General features: G+C 42.0%; 6 protein-coding genes and 1 rRNA gene. 3 read left to right on the top strand and 4 right to left on the bottom strand.

Going from position 1 to position 8,795, the window contains the following annotated elements:
- Positions 1-118 precede the first annotated feature (118 nt).
- Both BB427_RS23535 and BB427_RS23530 read right to left on the bottom strand, forming a co-directional pair.
- Positions 119-1,480, bottom strand: coding sequence for a leucyl aminopeptidase family protein (locus tag BB427_RS23535; protein ID WP_069023616.1), 1,362 nt, complete (start codon positions 1,478-1,480; stop codon positions 119-121).
- 55 nt (positions 1,481-1,535) lie between these two features.
- On the bottom strand, positions 1,536-1,910 hold the full coding sequence (locus BB427_RS23530) for a hypothetical protein (RefSeq protein WP_010379229.1): 375 nt from the start codon (positions 1,908-1,910) through the stop codon (positions 1,536-1,538).
- 532 nt (positions 1,911-2,442) lie between these two features.
- Here BB427_RS23530 and BB427_RS23525 point away from each other — a divergent pair.
- Both BB427_RS23525 and BB427_RS23520 read left to right on the top strand, forming a co-directional pair.
- Complete coding sequence (locus tag BB427_RS23525; RefSeq protein WP_045990711.1) at positions 2,443-5,040, top strand: TonB-dependent receptor plug domain-containing protein; 2,598 nt, start codon at positions 2,443-2,445, stop codon at positions 5,038-5,040.
- A gap of 98 nt (positions 5,041-5,138) precedes the next feature.
- On the top strand, positions 5,139-6,605 hold the full coding sequence (locus tag BB427_RS23520) for a tetratricopeptide repeat-containing sulfotransferase family protein (RefSeq protein WP_069023614.1): 1,467 nt from the start codon (positions 5,139-5,141) through the stop codon (positions 6,603-6,605).
- Here BB427_RS23520 and BB427_RS23515 read toward each other — a convergent pair.
- Positions 6,547-7,467, bottom strand: a complete 921-nt coding sequence (locus tag BB427_RS23515) for an alpha/beta fold hydrolase (protein WP_069023618.1) — start codon at positions 7,465-7,467, stop codon at positions 6,547-6,549. The genes BB427_RS23520 and BB427_RS23515 overlap by 59 nt on opposite strands.
- Before the next feature lie 175 nt (positions 7,468-7,642).
- Between BB427_RS23515 and rlmF the strand changes: the two genes are divergently transcribed.
- Positions 7,643-8,500, top strand: coding sequence for a 23S rRNA (adenine(1618)-N(6))-methyltransferase RlmF (rlmF, locus tag BB427_RS23510; RefSeq protein WP_069023612.1), 858 nt, complete (start codon positions 7,643-7,645; stop codon positions 8,498-8,500).
- A gap of 192 nt (positions 8,501-8,692) precedes the next feature.
- Here rlmF and rrf read toward each other — a convergent pair.
- Positions 8,693-8,785, bottom strand: a 5S ribosomal RNA gene (rrf, locus tag BB427_RS23505).
- Positions 8,786-8,795 lie beyond the last annotated feature (10 nt).

Genomic DNA, 8,795 nt, shown 5'->3' with positions numbered 1-8,795 from the left:
TGAAAGATCAACAGGCCCTAAGTAAATTGGTATAATTACTCTGAAATCATGTTGTTTTAAATAAACAAAAAGCCCAGCTGACATAGCTGGGCTTTTTGTAGATTTCAAATCTCTACTATTAGCTAAACTTTTTCTCAAGATAACTAAACATAGTTCTAAGACCCAATGCTTCACCACCAACAGGTCTACCCGGTAACGCTCTTACGTTCCAAGCCATCACATCAAAATGTAGCCAAGGTGTCGTGGCTGGCTCAACAAATTCTTTTAGATACAGTGCAGCTGTAATTGAACCACCAAACGGTGTCGAACCACAGTTAGCAATATCTGCGATATCGCTCTTGAACAGCGCCTTATACTGATCAAACAAAGGCAGTTGCCAAATAGGATCCGCATTACCCAGACCAATTTCCATTAGCTCAGAAGCAATCGCTTGATCTGTAGAATAAAAACCAGGTAGTTCAGTGCCAAGGGCGATGCGACACGCACCAGTCAAGGTGGCAAAATCTATCAATAGCGCTGGCGCTTCTGTTTGCGCTTCAGCCAATGCGTCACATAAAACCAAGCGTCCTTCGGCATCGGTATTATCAATTTCAACCGTAATACCTTTACGTGTTTTGATCACATCACCTGGCCTAAAGGCATTGCGAGACACTGCATTTTCTACCGCAGGGATAAGTACGCGTAATCTAACAGGCAGTTTTGCCGCCATAATCATATTGGCCAACGCGATAACATGAGCCGCTCCGCCCATGTCTTTTTTCATATTACGCATCCCAGACGCTGGTTTTAAGTCCAGACCACCGGAGTCAAAGCACACGCCTTTCCCAACTAAAGTGAGTTTTGCGTGGTCTTCATCACCCCAACGTAAATCAAGCAAACGCGGAGCATTGTCACTCGCACGGCCCACCATGTGGATCGTTGGGTAGTTTTGCTCTAACAACTCATCACCAATGATTTGTTCAAATGATGCGCCATATTGCTCGGCGAGTTCTTCCATTACTTCAGCCATGTGCTGGGGCATCATATCGGCAGCTGGTGTGTTTACCAGATCTCTTGCAAGATTAATAGACTCGACCGCCGCTTTTACTTTGGCATATACCTTGGCATCTTCGATAGCAAGCTTTGCGACAATCGCTGGCAATTCTTTATAAGCAGAAAATTGATACGCCCCCAGTAAAAACGCAATAGCGTGGTTTTCAACTTGCTCAGAAGCGATATCAATAAAATAAGTGCCTTTTGGTAACTGCTTTGCAAGATCGCCCAATAGCCAAAAATCATCGTCTTCAGCAATAACAATAACTCGCTCTACTTCTCCAGAATCAGCATTCGGAATAAGAATATTTTTTTGCGACTGAAGTTGTGCAGTTTTTACGAAAAGCTGCGTCGTACTTGTCTGCAGTGCTTGCCATGACGCTAATTCTGCAGCAGAGAAGATAGAAATGGGTGTACCCTTCGCAGAGTGAACGAGTAGGTTGTTCATGTAGGCCTCAAATTTATTATATTCGTACTTAGATTACCAAGGCTAAAAAGAAAATTCACTGTTCCTTGGTTTTTGTTGGCTTTTTTTTCAAATTGAATGAACTAGGCAAAACATCCACGCCCACTAATTGACCAACCTTTACGATTATCGGAATGGTAATGGGGGCAAAAGGTAAAACTGCAAACACACCCAGTCCTAACCCTTTGAGAATATCCACAAGTTGGGCGTTTGCTGTTTTTAGCTCAGCCTTATGCGCTCGCCCCAAAGTATATCGCTTGTATATCTCAAGCATTTCTTTCGTTTCTTGTTTCTCTTGTTCTAGTGCGCATTTGAGCGCAATCATTGCTCTGCGCAATCTTATTTGCTGTCTGCGTTTACTGATCCGAGCAACGCGCATCGGTGCTTTATGGACAACTTTGATCAGTTTCATTAATAAACTCAAAGATAGTGTTGTCCAGAGTCTATCAAAATTTTTAGCACTTTAGCTATTAGCCATTGGTACAAATTACCTATTCTAGCGAGTAAAGTTATACGTAAAGTGTGCAAAACAACGAACTAGAACAAAATCAACCTCAATTACCACACAAAACTGTACAATAATCACTCACACAAGGACTAGCGTTCAGCACTGTTCAATTAATCTACAAAAACTGAATAATGAAATTTCAGTAAACTCGTCAAATTTTGTAACAACAAATTTTAAGCTGCTGGGTGTTTATCTAGAAAAGCAGCTAAAGCACTCAAAAGTTCATTTTCAACAACAACTTACCATGCGGACTTTGTAATTCTTCTTAGCCTAAACAAAAAGTTATTAAGAAAGTTGCAGTTTCAGAAATCACTGCTAATTTTAAAAAAGCGCTTGCCAACACATAGCAAATTAAATTATATGTGTATTAAAGGTAAAAATATTATAAATGACCTTTTTTATTGGTATGACAACAACAATCAACTGGGGAAACAGGATGAAACTAAAAAGTAACACGCTGCGCCGTGCAATTCGCTTCGCGCTCGCTTCAGCAGCAACTACTTCACTTCTTACCACTACCGTAATGGCTGAAGAAGCCAATCAAACAAAAGCTAAAGCAGATGAAAAAGTCGAAAAAATCGCCGTTGTAGGTTCTCGGGCGGCGCCTCGCTCTGTGGGCGAGTCACCGGTACCTATCGACATCATAGGTGCAGAAGATATGTCAAAGGCGGCAGGTTCTGACATGCTCGAGTTACTGAAAGGATCAGTACCGTCTTTGAACGTACACGCGAACCCTATCAGCGATGCAGCGACTTTAGTAAGACCAGCTAACTTACGCGGATTGCCTGCTGATAGTACGCTGATTTTGTTAAATGGTAAGCGTCGCCACCGTTCATCGGTTATTGCCTTTTTAGGTGGTGGTATTAATGATGGTGCTCAAGGCCCTGATATTTCAGTGATCCCTAGTATCGCATTGAAACAAGTTGAAGTACTTCGTGATGGTGCAGCAGCACAGTACGGTTCAGATGCAATCGCTGGTGTAATGAACTTTGTGCTTAAAGACGCAAGCGAAGGGGGATCTTTCTCTATTCGTCAAGGTGAATATTACGAAGGTGACGGCGATACGACAGTGATCGAAGGTAACGTAGGTCTGCCATTTACAGACGATGGATTTGCTAACCTAAGCTTTCAGTACAAAGAAGCGGATGCGACTAGCCGCAGTGTTCAACGTCCTGACGCAGCAGCATACATTGGTGCCGGAGTTGAGGGCGTTGGTGACCCAGCGCAAATTTGGGGTGCACCAGAAATCAAAGACGATATCAGTATCTTTGGTAACATTGGTGTAGACGTCACTGACAATGCTCGATTCTATATGTTTGGTAACTACTCTGAGCGAGACGTTAAAGGCGGATTCTATTATCGAAACCCTCAAACCCGTCCAGGTGTTTATTCTAACGACGGTGGCGAAACCTTACTCGTAGGCGACTTAGATGGCGTAGGTGTTGGCATCGAGTGTCCAGTCGTTAATCTAACGGATAAAAATGTAGCAAATATCCCAGCATATCAATTAATTGCGGCTGATACAGAGTTAGGTAGAAACTGTTTTGCCTTTAATGAAATTTTACCAGGCGGTTTTACTCCAAACTTTGGTGGCAACATCACTGATACCTCTCTAACTATTGGTGTTGAAGGGGAGTTTAAAGATGGTTTCCTTGAAGGCGGTTTTTGGGATTTGAGTGGCTCGGTGGGCCGTAACGAATCACGTTATTTCATCACTAATACCGTGAATGCTTCTCTTGGTGCTGATACACCAATGGACTTCAGCCCTGGTAAATACATCCAACTGGAAAAGAATTTTAATTTCGATGTGTCAAAAGGCTATGATTTTGACCTAGCTTACGATGTAAACGTTGCAGCAGGTCTTGAGTGGCATGAAGAAACATTCGAAGTACTTTCAGGTGACGAAGCATCATTTATTGCAGGACCGCTGACTGAGCAAGGCTTTGGCATAGGTTCAAATGGTTTCCCTGGATTTAAACCTTCTGCAGCAGGAGAATACACTCGTCGTAACTATGCCGCTTATGTAGATATTGAAACACCATTTACTGAAGACTTTATGATGGGATGGGCGCTTCGTTACGAAGATTACGATTCATTTGGTTCAACTACAAACTTTAAGATCACAGGTCAATATCATGTTACCGAAGACTTCTCGGTGCGTGGTTCAATCAGTACCGGTTTCCGCGCGCCAACGGTAGGTCAAGCTAACGTGTCTAACGTGCAGACAAATTTAAGCAGTGGTGTACTGGTAGATTCAGCACTATTACCACCAACAAACCCTGTTTCAGAGCAGCTTGGTGGTACTGAACTGACTCCTGAAGAGTCAGAAAGTTATACACTAGGTGCGGTATATCGCTCTGGCGACTTATTTATTACGTTAGATTACTACAACATTGAAGTAACTGACCGTCTAAGCCAGTCTGAAAAAATCGTTTTAAGTGATGCTGACAAAGAAGCCCTTAAAGCGGCGGGTGTTCCTAACGTTGATAACTTAGCGCAGGTGAGCTTCTTCACTAACGACTTCGATACCACGACTCAAGGTATCGACTTAGTTGGTAACTATTCTATGGATATGCTGGGTGGCTATGCAACATTCAGTGCAGCATACAACTGGAATGAAACCGAAGTAGACCGCTTCTCTGCTATCACAGGTGACTTCAAGGTATCTCGTTTAGAAAACGACTTACCGAAGCACAGAGGAACGTTAACTTGGGCTCAGCAATGGGATAACTTCTCAGGTTTTGTTCGTATGAACTACTTTGGCGAATACCAAGGCGTTCACGTAGATTATGATGCAACGGCAAAAACAGCGGACTCGACAATCACATTTGATGCAGAACTTACCTACTTTGCAACAGATTCAATCAGTCTATCTGTTGGTGCAAATAATATCTTTGACCAAGATGCTGAAGAACTAGACTTCTTTGACGCTACAGGTATCCCAAATAACAACTGGGGTGGCAAATACTATGAAACTTCACCATATGGTATTAATGGTGGTTTCTACTATGTGAAAGCAACCTATACGTTCTAACTTTTACTGTAACCCAGAAACAAAGGCGAACTAGCATTAGCTATTTCGCCTTTTTATTTTTATCCTATATAGCAAAGTAGTTAACTCTGAATAAAAAAATGCTGTTATTAAAGCGAGCCAACGAATTATTGGCCGAAAATAAGCTTAGAGAAGCTGAGTTTATGTACAAGTCTGTACTTAAACAGTCACCTAACAACGGTCCTGCTCTATTTGGTTTAGGCCGCATTTGCATGCGTTTAGAGCAGTATGATAACGCAATCTACTATTTAAAAAGAGCCTGCGAACATTTACCAAAAATGCTCGAGCCGCTTTTCGCATTGGCCGATGCGTTTTTAGCCGTTGGTTCACCGGTTGACGCAAAAACCGTACTTGAATACACCTTAAGCGTGGCAAAACATAATGCCCAAGCCCATTACCAACTTGGTCAATTTTATCTGGACTATGGCTTTATTGAACAAGCTAAAAATGTCTTTAAAGCGGGGTTAGATTGTCCTCATAGTACAGTGACTGCCTTTATGCTGTACGAACTGGTACAGATGTCCTCAGCCAAAGAATTACCTGCATACTTAACGATTTTAGAAAAGTTGGAAAATGAGTTTGAAGCACCGAGACTAAAAACCGTGGTCCACTATGCTCTTGCTAAGTGTCATGAACAATTAGGTAACTTTAATGCAGCTCAAGATAACTATGCTTTAGCGAATGATACACAGCTGCTGATGAGCGAGTTTCGTACTGTAGACATGCTGCCATTTTTTGAATCAATCAAACAGCATTGCGGCAAAACGTTTTTTGATAAACCTAGTGATAGGGTTAAGACAACATTTACGCCTGTTTTTATTGTTGGTTTGCCAAGAACTGGTTCGACTCTCCTAGAACAAATGCTAGTGCAACATTCACATGTTGGTACACTAGGCGAGAATACCGTGATCAGCGATAAAATTGTCCCTTACCTCAGTAAGCGCAATAATGCAGAGTTCCCTGCTTGTTTAGACCAACTAAGTAACTCTATGTTAGATCATTGCCGCATACTCTATGTCGACGAGATCAAGCGGCATCGAGTGCCGGAAGAAGTGGTGATCAATAAACTTCCAGCTAATTTTCAAAATCTGGGCTTAATCCACAAGCTCTTTCCTGAGGCACGAATTATTCATTTAACTCGTAACCTCAATGCTACAGCTTGGTCGGTCTATAGTAATCATTTCGCCGAAAGCGAGCCCTACTTTTGCTCTTTAAGTGAATTTGCCTTGTATGCGCAAGCGCAAAGCGACTTGATGTCACATTTTAACCAATTTATGAAAAGAGATATTTTTACGCTCAGTTACGAACAACTTATCGCAGAGCCTGAAAAGTCCCTCAAACAATGCTTAAGCTTTTTATATCAGAAATACGAACCAGAATGCTTGGAGTTTCACAAATCTAAAAAGCCGGTGCATACCTTAAGTAAGGCGCAGGTCAGAAAGCCAATCAGCACGCAGCCACTAGAAAAGTGGCAGCGCTATGAAGCGTTTATTGAGAAGATGATTGCTCAACCGCAAAGCGATCAAACCACGCCAGCAAATCTTTAAACTGATCATCACGTGCATGTTTATGGGTTAACATGTCTATGTGCCCATAATTGTGCCGATGGCCGTGCTTTTTTCCATAAATTCTGAGTTCTTGTATCCCCTTTCCCGATTCACGAATAAATGCTTGAATATCGACAGGTTGTGCTAGTGCTTTATCTTTAACACCCGCAATGTGCAAGATTGGAGGTAACGTCATGTCTTGTAATACTTCGGCATAATTAAAACCGTCATCGGAGTCAACCCATGGGTGCTTCTGTGCCCAGTCAGCGCTTTGAGCATGTGATTTTAAAGACTCATCATCACTCCCCCAACCAAGTCTTTTCGCAGGTAAGTATCCATGCTTTTTCGAATAATAGTGCGCAACGTTAAACCATATTAGGTTTGCTTTCAGTAATTTGCTCGGGTGATTGTTATGTAAACTACGTTTAGAGCCAAAATAGACACATGCATTAACATGCTGAATTTCTTCAGGAAAGCGTGCAAAAACACAATTCATCAATACACCTCCCCAAGAATGTCCAATCCAATATTGTGCTCTAGATCCGGTATATCGTTCGATAAAATTCAGCATTTCAGGGATTTCGTGCAAGATTGATTCAGTTTGACCATAATCCGCTTCAGCGTCGATTTTAGGAATGCTCTCTCCTCGCCCACGAAGATCGCCAACAAAACAGCGATAGCCGTGTTCAGCTAAAAAAGGCGCTAGCCCTTTATTACTTTCAGTATAAAAAACTTTGCCGTTTTCAACTGCACCATGCATAAAAAACACAGCGGGACCGCTACTATCCGGTTTTGCTATATATCTGAGGTGGAGTTTATGCCCATCTGCTATATCAACTAATAGTGATTTTTGCTCTATCATTTCTTTGTTTTTTTCTTTGAACACTAATCTCATCGTACCAGTTGACTGATTGATAAGTAAACTCTTAAACGAAGCAAATAAAGAGGTTGATATGCCTTTAAGATAAAGCCAGTATTCAAGACTTAAGCGTTCGATTAAAAGTGTTATAATCCTTTTTATTTATTCGAAGAATCCTGTGCACCCAAGAAACAAGCATAATTCAGGCTATGATCTAGACAAGCTTATAGCGATTGAACCCGCTTTAAAGAATTTTACTTACAACCGAGCTGATGGCATAAAAAGCATCGACTTCACCAATCCAGATGCCGTAAAACTGCTGAATAAAGCACTGCTTAAGTCAGACTACGATATACAAGTTTGGGATATCCCCGCACAATTTTTATGCCCCCCGGTTCCAGGCAGAGCAGATTATATCCATGCGCTGAAAGATCTGTTAGATGAAAGTAACTTGCCCGATAAGGTGCAAGGCGTAGATATTGGTACTGGTGCCAATTTGATCTATCCCATCTTAGGATCAAGAGAGTATAACTGGCGCTTTGTGGCCTCTGATATCAATCCTCTTGCTGTGAAGTGTGCCAAAACCATTGCAGAACTAAATAAGTTGCCGGTAAAAGTGATGCAACAAAAGCAGCCTAATCACTTTTTTAAAACGATAATAAAAGCAAACCAGTTTTATCATTTTTCAATGTGTAACCCGCCCTTCCATTCCAGTGAAGCAGATGCAAACAAGGGCGCGCAAAGAAAGTGGAAAAACCTTAACCGAGTACCACAAGCCTCGCTAAACTTTGGCGGCCAAGCTCAAGAGTTATGGTGTGAAGGTGGAGAAAAGCGCTTTATACTGGATATGATCACTGAGAGTGTCACTTTCAAAGAGCAAGTTTACTGGTTTACTTCCCTTATCTCGAATAAAGACAACGTCAAACCACTAAAACAACAACTTAAACAGGTCGCTGCCGAGCAAGTGAAAGTGATCGAGATGGAACAAGGTAATAAGACAAGCCGTTTTATCGCCTGGAGTTTTTTCAAACCCTAGCAATGTATATGGTGGGCTCGAGCTCACCTCGCGTGACTCTCTATACCCCACCGTTGCATTACTGCAACGGGTTTTGATGTACATGGATGTTCGAATGTCGATGAAGTTCATGGATGAACGCTTTTCATCAACCTCTTATTTGGCCCTAGCTCGCTACGAAGTAGGATGTTCTCATTTTTTAAATAGAGAGTCACATGGGTAATCCACACTATCATCGACGCTGTTTTGTTTCACTTCTGAGTTCGGCATGGGGTCAGGTGGGTCCAAAACGCTATAGTCACCAGGAAATTCTGTT

Source organism: Pseudoalteromonas sp. BMB (genome assembly GCF_001709235.1).
Lineage (GTDB): Bacteria > Pseudomonadota > Gammaproteobacteria > Enterobacterales > Alteromonadaceae > Pseudoalteromonas > Pseudoalteromonas maricaloris.
Note: the sequence above shows the minus strand (reverse complement) of the source record. Positions and strands in the feature narration are given on the sequence as shown.

Bases quoted from the DNA above. Each gene is read 5' to 3' on its own strand.
- BB427_RS23520 (WP_069023614.1), top strand. From the start codon at position 5,139: ATGCTGTTATTAAAGCGAGCCAACGAATTATTGGCCGAAAATAAGCTT.
- BB427_RS23530 (WP_010379229.1), bottom strand. From the start codon at position 1,910: ATGAAACTGATCAAAGTTGTCCATAAAGCACCGATGCGCGTTGCTCGG.
- BB427_RS23525 (WP_045990711.1), top strand. From the start codon at position 2,443: ATGAAACTAAAAAGTAACACGCTGCGCCGTGCAATTCGCTTCGCGCTC.
- BB427_RS23535 (WP_069023616.1), bottom strand. From the start codon at position 1,480: ATGAACAACCTACTCGTTCACTCTGCGAAGGGTACACCCATTTCTATC.
- BB427_RS23515 (WP_069023618.1), bottom strand. From the start codon at position 7,467: ATGATAGAGCAAAAATCACTATTAGTTGATATAGCAGATGGGCATAAA.